The sequence below is a fragment of the Mesorhizobium amorphae genome (assembly GCF_014843845.1).
Classification (GTDB): domain Bacteria; phylum Pseudomonadota; class Alphaproteobacteria; order Rhizobiales; family Rhizobiaceae; genus Mesorhizobium; species Mesorhizobium amorphae_A.
Window position 1 is genome coordinate 1 of the sequence record NZ_JHQS01000040.1, and the last position, 18,648, is coordinate 18,648.

Here is an 18,648-nt window from a genome sequence, read left to right on the forward strand (position 1 = left end):
AGGACGCGGCCGCCTTGCGCGACGCCTGGCACCTGCGCCCGGCCGGCGCCGATCCCGGCCCCGCCGGCGCCGTCTTTGGCGCCTGGCGGCAGTTGCCCGGGCAGCCGCCCGTCGCTACCCCCGACCGGCTCGAAAAGATACTCGACCAGCTGGGTCTCCATTGGGACGTCGAGGCGCTGGCCGCGCTTTGTGAATACATCGACGACCTGGCGCGCTCGGGGCGGCCGGCGCCGTTCGCCGCCGCGGCGATCGCCGCTCACGTCGTCGCCATGCGTCCCGATGCCGAGCTTTTGGCCTGGTGGCTCGCCGACCTGGTGCTGGCGCAAAGCCTGCGCTGGCCGCGGCCGCTGCCGCTCCTGATGGCGCAGGCCTTTGGCCCGTCCTTCCGCGCCGAGGCCGGCGGCGGCAAGCGCATCCGACCCGGGGAGAAAGATTTTGAGCGGGCGGTCTGCGTGGCGCTCGTCCAAGCGGCGGCGGAGGCCTGCCGGCTGGCCGCCGACCTGTCGCGTCGCGCCGCAAGACTCCTGGCGGTGGCGCCGAAATTGCGCGCCAAGGGTGCCGGCGACGTGATCTTTCTGTTGCTCAACGACGATGCCGTCTCCGGCTCGCTGACGACCAAAAGCCTGTCGCGTTTTGCCGCGCGGCGCCTGTTCGAGCGGTTGCAACAACTCCAGGCCGTGCGCGAGCTGTCGGGCCGCCCCAGCTTCCGGCTTTTTGGACTGTAGCGATGGCCGAGGCCGCCCGATCCGAACGTCCGCGAGAAAAGGGTGATGTCCAGCGAATGCTGGTCGACACCGAGCTCGAGCACCTGCCGCCAGAGCTGCGCTGGCGCGAATGGATGGGTCGCGTCGAAGCGGTGATCTTTGCCGCCAGCGAGCCGGTGTCACGTGACGTGCTGGCGCGGGTAGTGGGGAAAAATTGTAATCTTGAGCTGATCATCGACGACATCCGCGCCGAGCTCGCCGGCCGCCCCTACGAGCTGGTGTCGGTCGCCGGCGGCTGGCAGCACCGGACCAAGAAAGCCTTTGGAGACGTCATCCACATCGCATTCGGCACAGCCGCGGGGCAGGGGACAAAAGAGCTGTCGCAGTCGGAGGTGCTCGTTTTGATATGTATTGCCTATTTCCAGCCGATCACGCGCGCAGAACTGTCGAGCTTCTTCGGCAAGGAGGTCTCGCGCGATCTGATCGGCGTGCTGCGCGCGCAGGACCTCATCGCATCGGGGCCGCGCAGCCCGCAGCCGGGCGCGCCCTACACCTATGTGACGACCAAAAACTTCCTGTCGCAGTTCGGGCTCGACACGCTGCGCGACCTGCCGGATTTCGAGGCCCTTGAGGACGCTGGGCTGCTGTCGAAAGAGAAGATGCTGGCTGGCGACATTCTGGCCGGGTTGGCGCGCGGGGCGCATGACGAGGACGAAGACGGGGCAGGGGGCGCTACAGATGAGATGTCTTGAGCGGTTGTCCCTGGATCCTGTCGTCAGCGATCGTAGCCAACTCGCCATCGCGATGATTTGTCATGCGACAGGCGAAGTGAAGGGATGACGTTTGATCTGACAAAACTGGGTTGGAAGGCCTTCCAGGATCTCGCTACAGCGGTCGCGGCCGAGATCTTGAAGCGCCCGGTGCAGACCTTTTTGGGGTCGAACGACGGCGGGCGAGACGGAGCGTTTCTTGGGATATGGACCGGTGATGACGGTCGCATGGTCAAGTCGACGCTTCAGTGCAAGTTCATGGGGAAGGTGGGCGCGAACCTGACATTGGCCAACCTTAAGAACGAGCTGCCGAAGGCGGAGTTGCTTGCCAAGGACGGGCTCGCCGAGGATTATGTTATCCTAACCAACGCCGGTGTCTCGGGTCAGGCGGACAAGGAGATCTGCGCCGCGTTCGAGGCCATAGGCATTAAGCGATGTCAGGTCTTTGGCGGGTCGTGGATCGAGCAACAGCTCGAACAGACGGTTCGTCTGCGCATGCTGGTTCCCCGAATTTACGGGATAGGCGACCTTTCCCACATCATCACCGACCAAGCCTACACGCAGGCCAAGGCCATCCTGGACAACATGGGATCCGATCTCAGCTGTTTCGTGCCGACCGATACCTATCGCGAGGCGGTCAAGGCACTCCAGGAACATCGCTTCGTAATCTTGCTGGGTGATCCGGCCTCGGGCAAATCGACGATCGCGGCGATCTTGGCGCTGGGTGCGATCGACGACGGATGCGTCGGCGCCCTGAAGATAAATGCGCCTGATCAACTGCACCTTTGGCATCCTGGCGAGAAGCAGTTGCTGTGGGTGGACGATGCCTTCGGATCCAACCATTTCGACGTGGATCGAATGAGCCGGTGGAATGCGGAGCTCGGTACGCTGCGGGCGGCGATCGAGGGCGGCGCCCGTATCATCTTCACCTCCCGCAACTATGTCTGGGGCGCGGCCAGGCCCCACCTAAAGCTAAGCGCGTTCCCCTTGTTGAAGGAGAGCCAGGTCGTCGTGAACGTCCAGCAGCTGACCGAGAATGAACGTGCTCAGATGCTCTATAATCATGTCCGCCGGGTCCATCCCCAGGCAATGCGCCGACGGCTGAAGCCATTTCTGCCTGCTGTCGCCGCCAACAAAGCATTTCTGCCCGAAACCGCCCGGCGGCTCGGTGATCCCCTGTTCATGAGCAAGTTGAAGCTGAGCGCCGGGCGGATGAAGGAGCTTGTCGAGCAGCCGGTCGAGTTTCTGACCGAAGTGCTCGAACAGCTTGATGGCGCCTCGCTTGGCGCGATTGCATTGATTTTCCTCAATTCGGAAAGGGGCGTGCCATCACCGATCGGTCAGCACCCGGCGCTCGAAATGGTGACACGGCTCCTCGGCGTCCAGCCGGCTGCCGTCGCCATGGCCATGGAACATTTGAATGACAGCCTCACGCGGCGCCTTTCGGCTGAAGACGGTGATCGCTGGGTGTTTCGGCATCCGACCGTGACCGATGCATTCGCCGAGATTGTCGCCCGCTCCCCCGAACTGATCGAGCTTTATGTGCATGGTGCCAAGGTCGATCGGCTATTGCGCGAGGTCACATGCGCACCGTTGACCGCTGAATATGCTTACGTCCGCGTCCCGGTCTCGCTGTTTGGAGCGCTCTTGCAGCGGCTTCACGACCATCCGCTCGACGAGAGCTTTAAAGCGTTCCTCGGTGGCCGCGCTGGTGACCGATTTCTCAGCAAGATCGTAACCGCACGGCCAGACATTCTCGAATGGGCGGCAACGACAAGGACCAGCGATCTGTTGTCGGGCAGTCTACTAATCCTGGCGGCTCTTAACGCTTACGGACTTCTGCCCGAAGCAGCCCGAAGAAGGATTGTGGAAGGCGTCGACGATGACGCGATCACCTGGATGCAGGCTGACGTGTTTGCGAACAAGATGTACCGGCAGATTTTCAGTGACGAGGAGTTCGACGATCTTGCCGCACGCTTCCGGAAGGAATGGCTGAACGATCCGGAGAACCTGGTCGACCAACTGCGCGGCCAGTTCTCCTCGGAGCACGAGCTCAACCTCTATGAGGGCTTCAAGGACAGTATGGAAAAGGCCGAACCCTTCTTCTTCCCAGATGGGCGTACCCCGGCGCTCGACATGTTCTACGCCGACATCGATATCCATATTGGCTCGCTCAAAGAGAGCGCTTCCCCTTCTGGTACCTCCACTTGGTCGGCGCAGGCGACAAATTCGGCCAGCATTTCTGCGACGTCAGCTGTTGCAGACAGCAGCACCATCTTCGAAGATGTCGATGATTGAGTAAGGCGAGCGGATGTCTAGCCAGCCCCTCTTGCGGGGCCAGTTAATACGGGAAGACACGAGCTTCTGAAGGACGTTGCATTTTCGCAAGCGTTCTCGGCAGGCCTTTGGTGATCAAGCGCAAGCGGGCGTTGACCACTGTCTCGAAGCCAGCTCGCAGGCAGGCAGCCCGCGGTCGCTGCTGTCCACGACCAGCCTAGCATCACCGTCGCGACCAGCACACATGCGATCGCCAGTGAAACTCCTGCTGAAACCTTGTGGTTTTGGTCTTTCGTTCCTCGATAGAGCAACAAAGGCATCGCGACCAGAAAGGTTGTGACCACCAGCCCGATGGTCGCAAAGAATGCCGAACCCGTTTGGCCGAAAAGTAGCACGACAGCTACACAAGCCGTAGCAATCCGCGCCCAGCGTGGTACCTGCAGCATCATTCTTTGAACCGGATAGGGCGCGACGAGATAGAGGATCGGAACAAGCAGCAAGATGAAAATGAAGATGTCCATCGGTTGATCCCGCATCGCAATATTGCTCGAATCCAGCAAGACCGTTGTCATCCAGGAAACGGTGACGTACCCGTACACGGCGGCCATAAAGGTCAAGCCGCCTGCTAGCGCGAGCCCGTCATAGACCGACGACGCGAGTTTCGAGTTTCCGGTGTTGCTCATCATAAATTGCCGCATGTTGGAATTGGGCAACGTCTGGAGGCGAGGTTTCCCGCGATTATTCAGCGTGACCTCAACGCTTCCGATGATGACGAGGAGGGCCAGCAGGGCCACAAACAGAAGCGGCAAGACTGATCGACCAACCGATGATATAGCAGCGACCATGCCAGGCTGGTTGCCGAGGCCTCGCAGGTGATACTTGAATATCCGTACTCGTCGAGCAAGAAATTGAGCGAGGGGTTGTCTTTCGGGGGGCCCCCGACCGATGAACATACGCAGATCCTGGGGGTCGCTGCACCGAGGTCCCATCCTTATCGATCAGATCGATTGGGATCAGGTTGCTGTTGGCAACCCGCGCGTCGATCACTAGGCGCATATTCTCATTGGCTAGGTCGTTTAGAAGTTCCAAATAGGAAGTGCGCCCATTGCGAGAGATCGCCCGCTCGAACGCTGCAACGCCTTCGACATCGGTTATTTTGGCAGCCGTCCCGACGGCGAAGGTTTCACCGGTTTCGCATCCGAGCGGGATCAAGTTGAAGCCAATGTCAACCGCTGCCCTTTCCAGGCTTTCCAAAGGCAGGTAGCGCTTGGTGTCCCCATTACGAATCTCGAAAGACAGCTCTCCACCACCGTTGACGACGTGGCCGACAACAACCAATGTCTTGCCACGAAGCCCGATAAACATCTGCTCGTCCAGCACATCGAAATCGCCGTGGGTGACAGATCCCAGAACGCCGCGAAGGGTCTGGCGTCCAGGTTCGATTTTCCCGGCCAACGCCTTGGCATCCCTGCTGATCAACAACGGCATCAGGATCAACGCGTCGCGGTCGATCTCTGCTGCTAGAGCGCGCTTCAGCCTGTAATCGGCGACGAATTCGGCGATCGAACGCAGCGCCGGCTCCGTTGGCATGCGAATCATGAGGTGGGGGCTGGACGGTTCTATCGCGATGATGTCGGTCGGCGCGTTGACTAGCAGTGCGGTGAGTTGATCGAGCGCCTCGTTGGACACAGCGTTGTCAGTCGACATCAACTCCTTCAACCGTGGCTCAATGACCTCGGGCCGGGGTTCCGCAGTTCCTCTTCGATTGGTTCGACAGGTCTGAAACGGGGCGTGCCAAATCCGGGACTTGTCTGTATGCTCGGCAAACGCCAGGGGTCGACTGGCCTGTCGACCGGCTCGGCCCGCTGCGCATCGGCGATCGAGACCACCGAAATGAGAGTTGCGATCGCAAGGAAGGTTCTCATGCGAATCTGATCACGAGCTCGTTCAACTTCCCGGCAACGTCATTTGCCTTGGTCAGCACCTCGTCCAGCTTGGCCGAGGGACTGCGAGCGCACAAAGCGGGCAATGTTCGCAGGAGTCGTCTGCTTCGACCATGCTGACGATGAGCCGGTTATAAGCATCGGTGACTGAACCGGAAGAGATGTCGCGCTGCAGATAGCCAAAGATGACGCTGCAAATGCTTCCGAGCAGCGCAACGCCGGCGCCGACGATCGCCTTGTCGTTGGCACCTACCGTCAAGGCTCCGATTGCACCTCCCGATCCGACGGTAGCAGTCAGCTTCGAGACGAGATCGAAACGAAGACTCCACGTCAGTCGCTGGCGTAGCCGGGGCAACAGCTTCGTGGCTGCTTCGTTTGACTTGGACAGCGCGGCAATTGCCACGCTGCATCCGATCTCTTCGGATGAATCGCCCAGTACTCCGCCAGGACGGAGTTGTGCCGCAGCATCAGGGAACCGCGTTCTCAAACGTTCGAGTTCAGTGGGGTCAACGCGACCGAGAAGCGAAACAAGCTCCCCAAATTCCCTGCCGGAACTAATTGTTTCGCTCCCCATGTTCCCTCCCCTTTTGAACACTGAAAATATTCGTAGGTCCCAGCATAGGCCAATGATGACGTGAGCGTTCCCAAGAAGAATGTCGTTCCAATCGACGCTTTGCAAGGGAACAGATCATCAACTGCAGTGTGTTTGTGAAGGAGACGGGGACGGGCAGAAAGATGAAAGCGCGACGACGTCCTGAACTTTTTGGCGATTGCCGGCGTCTATGTGTTCGTGGTAACCGGTCTCATCAAGTACATCGGCGTCAGTCGGGCTGGCATCCGCAGCCGCATGTCGAACTACCGGCTCGGCCAGGCGGGGCAAAAAACCAGCGCCCGCGTGAACCAGATCATCAACGAACACGTAACGGCAGGCACAGTCGTCGAGATCTACATCGCGATGCCCCCCGCGCTCGAGTGGAACGGCTTGCCGGTGATCACCGCCGCTGGGCTCGAAGCCGGGCTGATCAAGATGATCCAGCCACCGTGGAACAAGATGGGTGTGGAGCAGCTAGATGGCCAGGCGGTGGCGACGCGTCGCTATGGATGCTGACATTATGGATTTTGGCGGCACGGCCATCATCAGGATTTCGCGCGGGACAAAGGGCGATCCCATGGCAAGCGTCGAACGTATGCAATGGTTCGAGCCTGACGGCCATGAACACACAGGCTACGCCGATGCCGTGACAGACCGGCGACGACCTGCGGTGGAGGTACTCGCCGAATATCGAAAAACGACCGCTGTGGTTGCGGTCGAGAGCGAGACTTGTGGGACGCGGCCTGGGGAGAATTGGTCAGCGAGCATAGCTAGAGGCGTTCAAGTTTCCACGAATGGAGCGAATCAGTATGCCTTGGGTCTGCAAGATCAGGCTCGGTTCTCTTGGCGTGAGGCTTTCCTGGCGTACCACGTGCGAAGTTCGGCTGTGTCGGTCCTGAGGCCAACGAACATCGCCGTGACACCTGTTGTTTCATCGTACTCCTGAGTCGATCGGTATTTTGAAAGCTTGATTGAGTAAACGAGTCGCTTGCCAAGCAGGGAAAGGGTGCGATCGAGCCACGCGGGCGTGGCCCACAGAATCTCGCCGTCATTGTGATGGTCGTTCTGCCGTTGCCCTGGAGCAGGCTCCCAATTGCCCCACACCTGACTTTTGAGCGCAAGGTCCCCATCCCTATCGTACCATGCTCGGGCATCGGAATCAGGCTTCAACCCAAGCAGCTCGGTGAACTCGATGCCGAGTCGCGGCCTTGCGGCGGGACCTCGCGCCGCGATTTCGTCTCCGATGTCGATGCCAAGGCCATAGGCTTCCGGCGCCCAGACGAAGAGAGCTCATGGTTGCTCAGCTTGGAAAACGCCTCGCATCTGCCGATGGATCCTCGGCGCGGCGACAGTCCAGATACGATACGCACATAGACACCGTCTGATGAGATCCAGCTCCCATAAATGGGGACGAGACCTTCAACGCTTTCGCCAGCGAGCCCCAGAGCCAGTAGCAGCTTGCCATGGTCTTGAAGCGTTTCCTGCTGGCCAATCCTGCGGCCGAGCAGCTTCACTTTCGCAGCAACTGGGACTTTGTCCTTTCTATCCGATAACCAGGATCCGTCCGCAAAGGTGATGTCGTAGCGACGCAGCCAGTCTTCCCAAGGCGAGCCATCATCTGCATCGTAACTATGCCTCACAATCGGCGACGTCGCGACAAGCGTTGTAGCCGCACTGAGCAAGGCATGTCTTTGGATATGCTCCCGGTAGAACTCATATCGCTCGTCTCCGTCCCGGCCATATCGATTGCGACCAGGGAAGTAGTCCAGACCCGTCGCCTTCGGCCATCGCTTCGTTATCTCTGCCGCGATGGCGTCGGTGACCGTCTCGTTTGCCAACCCGAAAAGTTGGGCCAGACCAGAAACCTCCGACTTGGCAAAGTAGCGCGGACTCACCGGGACCGTAGGCCCTGCGCATATGCGCTGCAACCAAGGTGGCCGGCAACTGCAGTTCCGCGCGATATCCGCTGCCACGGACCGCGACACTGCCGGGGCGTCGAAGAATTGCCCTCCGCACGGACATCTTCCTCGATGTAGCCGCAGGAGCGGAGGAGACCACGACGCTTCGCGCCCGCTGTCAGTTGCAAGACCGGCCGCGCCGGAGGATGTTCTGTGCTCGAAGCGAACCAATGGACGAACAATGAGAAGCTCTTGAGCAAGCTGTGGCAACGAACGCTGATCGAGTGGAAGCGGCCGGCCTCATATGTGTCGCCGCTCTCGACTTGGTTGCGTCCCGGACTAAACAAGAAGGGCATCCGCCATCTGCAGAAGCTCGGCGAAAAGGATCTGGCGTGGGATGATTCCGATTGGCTGAAGCTCACCCAGCGGATGCTCGATGACGACGTCGATGACGTCATCTCAATCCTCTCAGACGCATTGTCGTTCGCTCGAGTGAGGGCTTTCCATGGCTGCCGAAGTGCAGATCCCGGGTCGTACCATCAAAACGGCCTTCGGCTGAACGATCCGAGCGTGCTCGCGGCAAATCTACGGGCCTTGGTCTTCGCCGAGGAAGGGCTGGCGTTCTATAAGGCGAATATCGACCGGATGATTGCCCAGTTCGAAAATCGCGACCGCGACCGCGGCCAGGTCCATCTCGCGCTCGATGACCGGACGCAGACAAATGATGCGGGGCACTACCTGCTCTATGGCAGCGAATGGATGCAATGCATCCTGGGCTTCGGCGCCCACAATGCGCTGCTGAAGTGGGGCTACCCGACCATTGTCCTGGTGGATCTCCCCCTCAACATGGTGGCCTCCGGCACCCGGGACGAACTCGCCCGAGCGCTCCTGCAAGAATGGACCCGGATCAAGGTCAATCGCCCGGATTGGGTGCCTGAGCGCGATTTCACATTCACCCTCGCCAGGGCAATTCCTCCTGATCTCGTCGTCGGTCACGAACATCCCGCTTGGATCCGCGATCCCTACTACGGCGGCACCAGGAGGCCGAACGACAGGCTGGTCTGCCCATCCTGTAGCACCCGGGTCACTGCGGAATAGCCTTCCAGACGACCTTCCCCTCGGCCTCGTCTAGCCGGCAATGGGCAACGGTCCCATGGTCACCTAGAATGGTCAGAGCGCCTGTATCGGACCCACCCTCACTATGAAAACGAAGCCGAAGTTGCCGAACAGGTTGACTCAGCGCTCGGATCCACCGCGGTTCGAGGATCGGAGATGCAGTCCAGTGAGACCACTCAATGAGCGATGAATACCCCGGCGCGAACCGCACCGTTGCAGAGGATGAGGCGCGTCAACTAATCATGGCTCAGATCGAGGCACATAACGGTGGCCTTTTGAGAGCGCTACGCAAATATGAGTCCGGCAACGCTGTACGCGTCTGGCACGGCACGATTCGTGCCATCGAGGAATTCATCAACGTCCCGTTGTTTGCGATCAACGATGACGATGTCGTTCAATGGTTGCTGTCGGTGAGGCTCGATGAGTCGCTTCTTCGAAACCCCGCCCGGGTCTGGGCGCAAGTGAAGGCAGCTCTTGATATCCATGTCGATGGCGGAACGGTGGACCGCATATGTCGACTGATGGTTCAACTGGCCGCCATCAGGTCAGGCTTCCTAATGCGCGGTCAACGCAGTTTTGGGCCCGGCATCACGCTCGATACGGTCGGGGATGCCGTGGAATACCTGCAGTCCCGCCGGCGCCATTTCGTGGCCCTGCTTTACCTTATGCCCCGCGCCTGCCAGGGAACAGATAGGCTGGTGCCCCTTGACACGCTTAACGTCCTCCTCCCCCACGTCGAGCACAGCTGCACCACGATCACCGGCCTCTATCTGCAGCTCGCCCTCATCGACGTACTTCCTGAATTCACCCTTGAGGTCGATGACGCGGGCGCGCTCGGAAGCCATTGGCTGCAGAGCTCGATGCGGGGTATCTTGATCCCGAACGTGCCTCGATCATTACCATGAATGAGCTTCGCCGCGATCAGATCACTCCGGCCGAGCTCGAGGTCATCGATCCGAGGAAGGTGATTTCCGCTGCGGAACTGCGGAACAGCGTCAAGCTGCTCAGCGCGACCTATGAAGCATTCGGATTGAACGATTCGGACTTCGCGACGATGGCCGCAGTGGTCACCAGCCTCTCGCGCCGATGCCAGGACGATTACGTCATTGCCATCGGCAAGGACAGGCTACGGGCGCTCCTCACATCACAAGGCGGCATTGGTCCCGACGAGTTTGAGCGACTGCTGGTAAACCGTTCGGCCAGCGACTACGCGCCCAATACCAATGCCTTCGAGCCTTTCATCGATGTGGGCAACGCCGTGGTTTCAAACGTCAACCTGCTGTCCCGCTTTCTCTACGCCTTCAAGAATATCCATCTGGGGAGCCGCCGGCGTTTTCAGATCCATGCCGGTTTCATCTTCGAGGACATGGTGAAGCGAGACGTTGAGAGGCTCGGCTTCACCGTTACCGAAATCAAGCGGATCAATCGCAAGGAGTTCGACGTCGTGGCGACCCGTCACGACGTCATCTACAACCTCCAGTGCAAGAATAATTGGATTGACCTAGGCAAGGTCGAGTCAGACCGTGCCCTCTATGTCCGGTACAATCGCAAGCTAACCAGCTACTACATTAGAGCCTTGGCCAAGGAGGAGCGGCGAGAGCAGCTTCTAAAAGACAGGCTCGGGCTCGACAGAATTGAGCATCGCGTCATCAGCAGGTTCCCCGTGATCACGACCGATGGCCGGATCGTCAATTACAACCGCATCAGCGACCTGGCCGCACCCTTGGCAGCGCTTAGTGCCGGCGAGGCTCGGGAAGACGCTGGTCGACCCATGGAGCCGACCTCAAGCGGCGACAGATTTCGTGCCAGAAGGCTGGCGGGGCGCGTCGTAGCGGCCTTGATCGGCCAGGCCTTGGGCCGGGCGGGAAGGTCTCCGGTCGATCGAGAGGTATTTCTGGTAGCCTTGATGCAGCGGTCTTAGGGGCGGGACGAGAATTGGGAGGCAGATTGTCGGGACCATCGGAAAAGACGATCCGTCGGTTGTTCGCCATGTCGGGGAATAATTGCGCGTTCCTGGGCTGCCCATCCCCGCTCGTCGAGGTGAGCGGAACGCTCACTGGTGAGATTTGTCACATCCGGGCGCAGAGCCCTGGTGGGCCCCGATTCGACGCTTCGCAGACCCAGGAAGCGCGACACGCCTATGAGAACCTGATTCTCCTCTGCCGTCGGCACCACCGGATCGTCGACGAAGAACCCGAACTCTATTCCGTCGATGCGCTCGAAGAGCTCAAGGCAATCGGGGAAAGACAGTTCCGCCGCCCCGAACAGGAGACCGATGCCTTTTACGCAAAGCTCCTGCTCAATTCTATGCGGCGCGTCGAGGTCAACAATAATGCCGGGAACGTTGTGATCGCCAGCCCAGGGGCGATCGTTGGGCGAACCATAAACATCAAGGCTGCCCGCAACGCTGTGAAGATCCTTCCTGCCGCAGGAACGATAGGGGCGGACCAAAACGCCAGCCGCTATGTCCAGTACCTGATCGGCGTTACAATGAGTTCGCCTCGGCCGACACATCGCGGGCAACCAAGTTCAGTTACGGCGCAACCTCCAAGAACATCGAAGCCAGGTTCCGAGCCGCTTGGCGCGCATTGTCGATTGAAAGACTGCCTGAGCTCTGCGGCTATCTCCTGGAGCGGATCGGCAAGACCCGCATTGCCAGGTCCAACGCAGCCAAGGGCAGGTTGTCGTTCTTGACGTTCGAAGAGTATGTCCGGGACAGTGCTCGTCCGCTCTAGGCTCGCCCGAAGCCCAGAAAACAGGGGTTTTCTGCCGATTGGGTTCATCTCTTGCATGTCAGAAAAATATGCACTATTTTCTGACACATGGATACGACCCTGTCTTCAGCTCCGGATCGGATTGTGAGGCGCGCCCGCAGCAGCGGACGCGGCAGCGTTTTCACGCCCAACGATTTCCTTGACCTGGCTGGGCGGGCAGCGATCGATCAGGCTCTATCGCGCCTCGTCAAGAGCGGCAGGCTCCGTCGCCTCGCTCGCGGCCTTTACGATTTCCCCAAAGTGCATCCAAAGCTTGGTCCCCTTTCTCCCGCGCCCGATGACATTGCCCAGGCACTGGCCAGAGAGACGGGCTCTCAGGTGCAGGTCGCCGGCTCGCGCGCCGCAAACGTCCTCGGTCTATCGACCCAGGTTCCGGCCCGCAGTTCATACCTGACGGATGGTCCATCCCGTCGGGTGGTGCTCGGAAAACGCATCGTCGATCTCCGCCACGCTTCGCCCAAGCACCTCATCGCACCGGGCAGTGCGGCGGGGACTGTTGTTCAGGCGCTGCGCCATCTGGGGCCGTCACGGGCGGCCGATATCGTTCTTGTCGCGTCGCGCCAACTGTCGCCGAGCGACAAGAAGAGGCTCGCCTCGACGGCCGTTCAGGCCCCGGCCTGGATGCGCCCGACGCTGCACGCCATTGCGGACACCAGATCGGACGCGGTCAATGGATAGCTTCGCTCGCCAGGACGCGTCCGATAGGGCGGCTGTCTTCGGCGAGTCCGGCGCTTTGCGTGGCGTCGCCAGCATTATCATCGAGAAGGACTTTCTGGGTTTGCTGGACCTTGAAGCGTCTCTTTGAACTCCAGAAGGGCGGTGCGCCCACTCTGGTTTTCAAAGGCGGCACCTCTCTCTCCAAGGCCTATGGTGCGATCCAACGCTTCTCGGAAGACATCGACCTCTCCTTCGACCGTGCCGACCTCGGCTATGACGGCGACCGTGATCCCGAGCGGGAAGGGATCAGCAAGAAGCAGTCCGCCAAGCTCATCGATGCGCTCATGGCAGATGTCGAAAAACATATCGCCACCAACATGCTTCCTGCCTTGCGAGAGGCGATCGCCGCCCAACTTGCCGAGCCGGTCAAGGGCAACTGGTCGCTGGAGGTCGACGCCAACGACCCCCAGACCCTGAACTTTCACTACCCGGCCGCGCTGACCGGTCAGGACTATCAAGGCGTCACCTATATCACCCCGCGAGTCAAACTGGAGTTCGGTGCACGCGGCGATCCTTGGCCGACCGAGCAAAAGACCATCCGACCCTATTCAGCCGACGATTTCCCCACCTTTTTCGAGAATCCGGATTGCACCGTCACGGTCCTGGCGGCGCGCAGAACTTTCTGGGAGAAGGTCACTGCGCTTCACTCCGAAGCGCACCGTCCCGAAGCCTCTCCCACCCCTCAGTATTTTTCACGTCACTATTATGATGTGGCGATGCTTCTCGACACGGCCGAGGGGCAGGCAGCGGCGATCGACTTCGAGATGTTGGCGCAGGTCGCCAGGCATAAGGCCGTGTACTTTCGATCGAGCTGGGCGAGCTATGACACCGCGCATCCGGGCACCCTGCGCCTGATGCCGGCCGAGTATCGCCTAAAAGACCTGCGCACCGACTACCAGGCCATGCAGGCGATGATGTTCGACGAGAAATCGTATTCGTTCGATGAGATCCTTGCGCTCGTCGAAAAGCTGCAAGCGACGATCAATGGAGATGTGCCGGTCGCGGACACGCCGAAATAGGGTGTCCTATCGGAGCATGGCGTTCTACTTGGCGGTTTCGCTATCTAGCCGCGCGCGCCATGCTCATCTACGGACAATATCTATCCGTGCGTCGAAGCCAAAGTATGCCAGCTGCGCCAGCGCTTCAACGATTTCCGTTCGTCAAACCCTCGAGATCCTCGATGGTCCCTTTCGCAGCCTCGCGACGGGCATCGCCGAGGACCAGTATGCCTTCTGGCTTGGTTCGGGCATCTCATTCGGGCGGGTGGATGGCCTGAAGCACATCATCGTGCGTGTGATCGAGTTTCTGCGCCAGCAGATTGATCCGGCCAACCCCAACTGCCCCTATAACGTCGCTCTCAAGCGTGCCCTCGGCCTCGCTCCGCTGTCGGCCGACGAATGGGCAAGGGTCGATCTCACCCTTGGCTTCGCTGCTTGGCCGGACCAGGCCGCCATTGTAGCGCGGCTGACCAACAATTATGCTCGGCTGCTCGACGTCACGGTTGCCGGGAAGGCCGACGACTATCTGCTGTGGGACGGCGTGGGCGTCCCCGCTACCTTCGCGAACCCCGCCATCAAACCCGATGTCGAGCATTTGTGTATGGGTGTTCTAGTTCTCGAGGGCAGTGCGTCCAGCATCGCCACGGCGAACTGGGACGGGCTGGTCGAGAAGGCCGTTGCCGAACTGACAGGAGGCGTTCCCAAGCTCGTGGTCTGCGTTCGCGCCGAGGATCTTCGTCAGCCGGAGCTTGCCGGTCAGATCATCAAATTTCACGGCTGCGCGGTGTTGGCCGTCGCCGACGAGGGAACCTACAGGCCGTTTCTTGTCGGCCGCTACTCGCAAATCAACCGCTGGGCCGCCGCGCCCGAAAATCAAGCCGTGATCAACCGTCTGCTCGATATAGCCGTTTCGAAGCCGACTATCATGATGGGCCTGTCGGCCCAGGACTCCAATATCCAGGCCTTCTTCGCAAAGGCGAAGTCCGTGATGCGCTGGCCTTGGCCTGGAAACAGGCCCAGCTTCGTGCCAGGCGGCACTAGCCGCCCGATCAAACATCCAGGCTGGAATCTCCAGCCACCGATCGGGTCCCCGACCAGAGAGGCTGCAACGGAAAACCTCTCTACCAGCCTTCTCGACCACTTCATGAATATGGGCCAGGCTCCCGGCCCAAGGATGCCACGGATAAAAAAGCTCGTGCTCCGCGATCCCGTGGGCGTTCTGTCGTCGTGTTGTATAACGAGTTCCGGCCACACAGCGCCATCGGCAACAAGGTGCCGATTTCGCTTATGAACGGCTCATCGGCACCCCCGCCGAGCTGAGCCATAACCCCGGAAAATTCCAGCTCCCGCTGGCCCAAAATCGGGGAGCACCTCACGTTACGGTGCCCTCTAACCAAAACTGGTCCAGTTTGAAGGGGTCAGATCACACCTGGGTCGTCCTACGCTTTGGAAGCCGATCATCGCCCACGTCCTCCCTCCTGACGAGAATGTTCACCGAGAATCATCTTGGCCCGGTCCTGCATGGACCGATCGGTCATTTCATTGCGCTCGATGGCCGTAGGGGCAGCCATGCCGGCAATGATGTCGCGCCTCGTGGCTCGCCATTTGATACTGTCCTGGTTGTCAGGAAGGGTCACGCCATGAAGCTCTATGGCGGCAGGGGCAACCATGTCGGGAATGGCGTCGATGTCGCGCGCCGCGGCTGCCGATCTGACCCTGTCCTGAAATTTCGGATCGGTCAGGCCATGATAGGTGATGATGTCGTTTGTAGTTTTAGTGCAAGCTGGATTTTCCGCTTCCTTCATGGCCCTCGTGGCACGATCAAATAGTGATATCTTCTCAAGCTTGTTTATTTTAGACCGAATTGTTTCATCGTTCTCAATAAGTGCTCGGAACCTCTGATTGGTGCTGCGCAACGCATTGATTTCATAGAAAGCTGCGGCGGGGTCGCCTTCGAAAGGCGTGGCGCTGTCGGCTTGTATGGCTAGCTGACTGAATATGCTTGACAGCACGTCATCTGGCAGATTGTCGTCCATTGAAATCTCCTTCTGGCTCGATCTCATCTATTTAAGGCTTTAATGCATTGAACCAATAGAATTAAGCATTCAGCGGTCGATCGTTATATTCACTGATTCGCCACGATCATCGCTCCACTTTGGAACTGTCCCACGGCGCATTATTAGATGTTCATCAAGAAGCTTGCATTGTTGGAATACTATTTGACGTACGGTACCCGGTAAATCGACATTGCGTTTCCTTTGTCATATTCGGCGCGATTTCCCGACGGATCATGGTCGAGTAGCTATGCCATTCGGCTTCGCCCTCACAGATCCGGGCGGGCGGATTTCCCGCACCCGGCTCTTCCCGAGAGTAACCCGCGTCATCTCCTGGCCTGCGCCCAAGTTCGAGTAATACGTGGGACTGGCAGCGCAAAGCGTGCGGTGAGGATTTCAAATTCCAACCAACTCATTCGCCGGCTTTTCTGACTTCGCCGCCTCAGGCAGCGGCATATGCGGCGTGTTTGATGATAGAACCCGTTGAGCGCGGGATAGTTATGCAGCCTGCCGTAGTAGCCGTAGTGTCCACGCAGCACAGCGGCAAGCCACTTGTGCTGGGTAGCCAACGCCATGTGCATGTGCCGCCATGCTCCCTCGCGCAACGCCTTCAGCGTTCGCGTCAGGCGTTTCCCTTCCGTCTTGTGCTTCACGATAAACCTGCCATCACGGGTCACTCCACAATAGTGAATGAAGCCCAGGAAGGCGAAGGTCTCAGGCTTTCGCTCGCCACGCCGCTGCCGAGTCAAAGCCGCGAACCGGCCAAACTCGATCAGCCGCGTCTTACCTTCGTGGAGCGCCAGGCCAAAACTGCCTAGTCGCTCCTTGAGGGCCAGAAGCATATTCAGCGGTGATGTCACGTTGTCTGCGGCTTAACGATTGTCGGTTAATAGGTTGGGATGAACAGTCCGACCGTAAGCTACAAGAACCACCGCTTTCCACCGCAGATCATCGCCCGTGCGGTGTGGCTGTATTTTCGGTTCCCTTACTATTCAAGAAAGGGGATATCGAGCGAGCCTTCTGGTCATGAGCTTGATCATTGCGGTTTGGATGAAGGCGAGGCTTGTGGCTGAGAAGCGCTCGAAATCCTTTGCCATTCGGCGGTTTATGCCGAGCCAAGCCAGCGTTCGTTCGACGATCCATCGCTTCGGTAGCACCTGGAAACCGGCTTGATTGCGTTTGATAATCTCCATCGATCGCGGGCTCGCCTCTTCGACCGTTGGGCCCTGATAGCCGCCATCGCCGCAGATTTTTTCGATGAATGGAAAGCGGTTGGCCAGCTTGTCGAAGACAAGTGCCGCTCCGTCGCGATCCTGAATGCCCGCCGAGTGGACCTCTGCTTTCAGAAGCATGCCCAGGCGCGCAAGCTCGACCATTTCCTCGGGCGCACGAGCAGCGAATGTGCTGCCTCGTAGAGGGCGGTGCGGGCGAGTTCGTCGCCGCAGCGGCTGACTCTGCCCGGTATGTCGGTTTCACCGGACTGGTTTCGCGCCGGCGTCAGCCCCAGATGCGCTCCCACTGCCCGCGAGGAGCCGAACCGCTCCGGCCGGTCGATCGTGGCGCGGAAGGTGAGCGCGGTGATCGGCCCGACGCCGGGCGCGCTCATCAGTCGCCGACAGACTTCCTCCTTGCGAACGATGTCGAGAACCTGCTTTGTCAGACGGGCGAACTCCTTGAGCATGGAGCCGAGGATCGAAAGCTGCGGCTCGACCATCACCATCGCCTCGGCGTCTGCCAGCTCGCGCACACCATCAGCAAAGGCAGTGCGCGAGGGCCTGCCGAGCTTGACACCAGCCTCGCGCAGGATGGCGCGTACCACGTTCTCTGTGCTGCGCATCTCGTTCAGCACCGTGCGGCGGGCCACCAACAGCGCGCGCCACAACCGGCTCTTCACATGCACCTGCCGATACCAGCCCGTGCGCATGATCTGCGCGAGCGCGCGGGCATCGTTGCGATCGGTCTTGTTGGGCATCGTCTTCATGGCCGCGTTGGCCTGGCGCGTCTCGATACAGATCGCAGGCAGGCCTTCGGCACACAATCCATCGTGAAGCCAGGCCGTCAGCGAGCACGCTTCCAGCCCGATGCGCTCCAGCGGCAGATCGAGCTTCCGCAACGCATCGGACAAAGCCTGCGGTTCGCTCGCCGCTCGTGTTTCCTTCACGATCCGACTGCTCTCATCGACGACGCAAATCGCGGTCTCTTCCAAAGATACGTCTAATCCAGCAAAATACTTCACGGCTGCTCCTCCCGATGTTTGTGGCGCTCCAAGGCGACCACGTTCTAACATCCCGACAGGAGCAGCCGCCCGCATCTAGGCCCGGGCGAGACCCCAATCACCCCATCTGTTGAAGAAGTCGCCCGCGGTCATTCAGAGATCATGATTAATTGGGCTACGAAGAGATTCGGAGGTGCTGTGTGCGCGCCGGCGACAATCGAACTGGCGAGCTATTCAGCTACGTGCCCTTTGGAATGAACATACGCCAGTTTTCTGCGCTTTCCAGATGACCTCCTATTCAGGCAGTCACGTTGACCCTATGGCCATGTCGCGCGCGATTTCTGGATTGATTACTCGTCGTTTTCTCGAAACGTCGAGGCAGGCAAGACACATGATCAATAGTTCGTGGCGCACGTTAGACTCCAGCGGGGCAGCCAAGCGCTGAGCAAGATCTTCGTTCGATCGGGCCCCTCCGCGGTAGTGCCCGGGCGCAACGTTTCGTGGTACGCTGCCGCAAAAACGCTGACTAATTTGGCAGCGCTATCGGCAATCGAGCGAAGTGCGCGGAGGCGTTCGTAACGCCGAACGGC

Annotated in this window: 17 protein-coding genes and 3 pseudogenes; 11 read left to right on the forward strand and 9 right to left on the reverse strand. The window is 59.7% G+C overall.

Going from position 1 to position 18,648, the window contains the following annotated elements:
• The 3 genes from DH08_RS16965 to DH08_RS16975 form a co-directional block, all read left to right on the forward strand.
• On the forward strand, positions 1 to 725 hold a 725-nt coding region (locus DH08_RS16965; RefSeq protein WP_192180392.1), incomplete at its 5' end, for a DUF1403 family protein.
• A 2-nt stretch (positions 726 to 727) separates the two neighbouring features.
• A complete protein-coding gene (scpB, locus tag DH08_RS16970) occupies positions 728 to 1,456 on the forward strand; it encodes an SMC-Scp complex subunit ScpB (protein WP_192180393.1) in 729 nt (242 codons plus the stop codon).
• An 84-nt stretch (positions 1,457 to 1,540) separates the two neighbouring features.
• Positions 1,541 to 3,772, forward strand: a complete 2,232-nt coding sequence (locus DH08_RS16975) for an nSTAND3 domain-containing NTPase (RefSeq protein ID WP_192180394.1) — start codon at positions 1,541 to 1,543, stop codon at positions 3,770 to 3,772.
• A 17-nt stretch (positions 3,773 to 3,789) separates the two neighbouring features.
• On the opposite strand, the gene DH08_RS16980 is transcribed toward DH08_RS16975, so the two are convergent.
• The 3 genes from DH08_RS16980 to DH08_RS16990 form a co-directional block, all read right to left on the reverse strand.
• Positions 3,790 to 4,560, reverse strand: coding sequence for a hypothetical protein (locus DH08_RS16980; protein WP_192180395.1), 771 nt, complete (start codon positions 4,558 to 4,560; stop codon positions 3,790 to 3,792).
• Entirely contained in the window at positions 4,505 to 5,458 is a 954-nt protein-coding gene (locus DH08_RS16985) for a hypothetical protein (RefSeq protein ID WP_192180396.1), read from the reverse strand. Before DH08_RS16985 ends, DH08_RS16980 begins: the two co-directional genes overlap by 56 nt.
• Before the next feature lie 270 nt (positions 5,459 to 5,728).
• Positions 5,729 to 6,268, reverse strand: coding sequence for a hypothetical protein (locus tag DH08_RS16990; RefSeq protein WP_192180397.1), 540 nt, complete (start codon positions 6,266 to 6,268; stop codon positions 5,729 to 5,731).
• Positions 6,269 to 6,457: 189 nt separating this feature from the next.
• On the opposite strand from DH08_RS16990, the gene DH08_RS16995 reads away from it, so the two are divergent.
• Positions 6,458 to 6,802, forward strand: a complete 345-nt coding sequence (locus tag DH08_RS16995; protein WP_192180398.1) for a GIY-YIG nuclease family protein — start codon at positions 6,458 to 6,460, stop codon at positions 6,800 to 6,802.
• A gap of 650 nt (positions 6,803 to 7,452) precedes the next feature.
• Here the strand turns inward: DH08_RS16995 and DH08_RS17000 are convergent.
• On the reverse strand, positions 7,453 to 8,181 hold the full coding sequence (locus tag DH08_RS17000; RefSeq protein WP_192180399.1) for a hypothetical protein: 729 nt from the start codon (positions 8,179 to 8,181) through the stop codon (positions 7,453 to 7,455).
• A 216-nt stretch (positions 8,182 to 8,397) separates the two neighbouring features.
• On the opposite strand from DH08_RS17000, the gene DH08_RS17005 reads away from it, so the two are divergent.
• The 3 genes from DH08_RS17005 to DH08_RS17015 all read left to right on the forward strand — a co-directional run bounded on the left by DH08_RS17005 (position 8,398) and on the right by DH08_RS17015 (position 11,221).
• Positions 8,398 to 9,282, forward strand: a complete 885-nt coding sequence (locus tag DH08_RS17005; RefSeq protein ID WP_192180400.1) for a hypothetical protein — start codon at positions 8,398 to 8,400, stop codon at positions 9,280 to 9,282.
• Positions 9,283 to 9,479: 197 nt separating this feature from the next.
• On the forward strand, positions 9,480 to 10,205 hold the full coding sequence (locus DH08_RS17010; protein WP_192180401.1) for a hypothetical protein: 726 nt from the start codon (positions 9,480 to 9,482) through the stop codon (positions 10,203 to 10,205).
• Positions 10,145 to 11,221, forward strand: coding sequence for a hypothetical protein (locus tag DH08_RS17015; protein WP_192180402.1), 1,077 nt, complete (start codon positions 10,145 to 10,147; stop codon positions 11,219 to 11,221). The genes DH08_RS17010 and DH08_RS17015 overlap by 61 nt, the downstream gene beginning before the upstream one ends.
• Here the strand turns inward: DH08_RS17015 and DH08_RS17020 are convergent.
• Positions 11,218 to 11,751: a hypothetical protein gene (locus DH08_RS17020; protein WP_192180403.1), complete on the reverse strand. Its 534-nt coding sequence runs from the start codon at positions 11,749 to 11,751 to the stop codon at positions 11,218 to 11,220. The genes DH08_RS17015 and DH08_RS17020 overlap by 4 nt on opposite strands.
• 407 nt (positions 11,752 to 12,158) lie before the next feature.
• Here DH08_RS17020 and DH08_RS17025 point away from each other — a divergent pair, with 407 nt between their 5' ends.
• The 3 genes and pseudogenes from DH08_RS17025 to DH08_RS36375 all read left to right on the forward strand — a co-directional run.
• On the forward strand, positions 12,159 to 12,752 hold the full coding sequence (locus tag DH08_RS17025) for a DUF6088 family protein (RefSeq protein ID WP_428338505.1): 594 nt from the start codon (positions 12,159 to 12,161) through the stop codon (positions 12,750 to 12,752).
• 110 nt (positions 12,753 to 12,862) lie between these two features.
• Entirely contained in the window at positions 12,863 to 13,810 is a 948-nt protein-coding gene (locus tag DH08_RS17030; protein WP_246800896.1) for a nucleotidyl transferase AbiEii/AbiGii toxin family protein, read from the forward strand.
• 580 nt (positions 13,811 to 14,390) lie between these two features.
• Positions 14,391 to 14,765, forward strand: a pseudogene (locus DH08_RS36375) (SIR2 family protein); the annotation flags it as partial.
• A 481-nt stretch (positions 14,766 to 15,246) separates the two neighbouring features.
• On the opposite strand, the gene DH08_RS17040 reads toward DH08_RS36375, so the two are convergent.
• A complete protein-coding gene (locus DH08_RS17040; protein ID WP_192180406.1) occupies positions 15,247 to 15,825 on the reverse strand; it encodes a hypothetical protein in 579 nt (192 codons plus the stop codon).
• A gap of 344 nt (positions 15,826 to 16,169) precedes the next feature.
• Complete coding sequence (locus DH08_RS17045) at positions 16,170 to 16,703, reverse strand: RNA-dependent RNA polymerase family protein (RefSeq protein WP_246800897.1); 534 nt, start codon at positions 16,701 to 16,703, stop codon at positions 16,170 to 16,172.
• On the opposite strand from DH08_RS17045, the pseudogene DH08_RS17050 reads away from it, so the two are divergent.
• Positions 16,697 to 16,829 (forward strand): annotated as a pseudogene (locus DH08_RS17050) (IS6 family transposase); the annotation flags it as partial. The gene DH08_RS17045 and the pseudogene DH08_RS17050 overlap by 7 nt on opposite strands.
• A gap of 6 nt (positions 16,830 to 16,835) precedes the next feature.
• Here the strand turns inward: DH08_RS17050 and DH08_RS37155 are convergent.
• Both DH08_RS37155 and DH08_RS17060 read right to left on the reverse strand, forming a co-directional pair.
• On the reverse strand, positions 16,836 to 17,219 hold the full coding sequence (locus DH08_RS37155) for a transposase (protein WP_192180407.1): 384 nt from the start codon (positions 17,217 to 17,219) through the stop codon (positions 16,836 to 16,838).
• Positions 17,198 to 18,079: pseudogene (locus DH08_RS17060) on the reverse strand (IS110 family RNA-guided transposase); the annotation flags it as partial. The pseudogene DH08_RS17060 and the gene DH08_RS37155, both read right to left, overlap by 22 nt.
• Between the last annotated feature and the right edge of the window lie 569 nt (positions 18,080 to 18,648).